General features: G+C 72.9%; 1 protein-coding gene and 1 pseudogene. One reads left to right on the top strand and one right to left on the bottom strand.

What is annotated here, in order from left to right; translation table 11 throughout:
- Window positions 1-191, bottom strand: a pseudogene (locus OOT08_RS13950) (23S rRNA (uracil(747)-C(5))-methyltransferase); the annotation flags it as partial.
- Between the two features lie 173 nt (window positions 192-364).
- On the opposite strand from OOT08_RS13950, the gene OOT08_RS13945 reads away from it, so the two are divergent.
- The coding region (locus tag OOT08_RS13945; protein ID WP_325093393.1) for an NUDIX hydrolase at window positions 365-1,301 on the top strand (937 nt) is incomplete at its 3' end.

The raw sequence follows: 1,301 nt of genomic DNA, 5'->3' as shown, positions 1-1,301 counted from the left end.
CCGATGACCATCTTGGCCTTGTTGCGGAAACCCGCGGCCTCGCTCGCGACCGGGGGCAGCCACTCGATGCCCGGGGTCGCCGCGAGAACCGCCTCGCAGCGCAGCTGCTTCGCGGCGAGCTGCTGCGCGTAGGGGGTCTCGATCAGGGAGCAGGAACGGCACACCCCAGCCTCGAAATAGGAACAGCGCATCCCTCAATGGTAGGCGGCTTTTGAGGCCGCGGGCTCCGCGCACGAGTCGCCGGGTTTGCGCTTCCGGGAAAGCGGCGTACGCTTAGTTAAAGTCACTTTGACTTTAACTCTCGTTGTTCGAGCACCCGGGCGGTCATCCGCCCGGGAAACCCAGGGATAGGAAAGGGGACCCCATGAGCTTCGCATCGGCGAACGTCAGCGAACGTCGGCTCCTGCCGCCCAGCGTAGCGGTGTCCACGGTCGCCTTCTCGCTGACCCCGCCCGACGGCGCGTCGCTCGGGGCGGAGACACCCGCCCCCGAGGGACGGCTCTGGCTGCCCCTCGTGAGGCGCACCCGCGCGCCCTTCCTCGGTGCCTGGGCGCTGCCCGGCGGCCCGATCCGCGGGGGCGAGACCCTCGTGGACACCTCGCTGCGCACCCTGGAGTCCGCCGCGGGCCACACGCCCGACTACATCGAGCAGCTCTACACGTTCGGGGCGGCCGAGCGCTCCGCCCTCGCCGAGCGCACGGTCACGATCGCCTACTGGGCGCTGTTCGGAGACCGCGACTGGGCGGCGGAGGGCCGCGACCGCTTCCTCGCCGCGGAGCGGACCGCGGCCGCCCGGCACCGGGTCGCCGCCGACGAGCACGCCCCGGCCAGCGACCGGGCGAGCGACCGCTCGGCGAACGCCGCCCCGGCCCAGAGCCGGCCGCGGGCGTGGGACGACCCGCAGCCCCCCATGTCCTCCTCGGTGGGCGGACGAGCGAGCGCCGACAGCACCGACCGAACCGACGCCGAGTCCGGCAACGTCGCGTGGTTCTCCGCCGACGCCCTCCCCGAGCTCGCCTTCGATCACGCGGAGATCATCGCCTACGCCCTGGCCCGGCTGCGGACCAAGACCGGCTACGCGGCGATCGCGCACCGTTTCCTCGGCCCCGTGTTCACCCTCGCCCGGCTCCGCGCCGTGACCGAGGCGATCCTCGGCGAGCCCGTTGACCCCGCAAACTTCCGCCGCCAGATCCTCGCCGATGAGCGCATCGTCGACACGGGCGAGCGCGAGACCGGCGGACGCCACCGCCCCGCGAGCCTGTTCCGGTTCCGGGAGGACCCGGGCACCGCGTCCCCCGCCC

It is taken from the genome of Leucobacter sp. M11 (assembly GCF_035726885.1).
Taxonomy (GTDB): domain Bacteria; phylum Actinomycetota; class Actinomycetes; order Actinomycetales; family Microbacteriaceae; genus JAPFRB01.
Note: the sequence above shows the minus strand (reverse complement) of the source record. Positions and strands in the feature narration are given on the sequence as shown.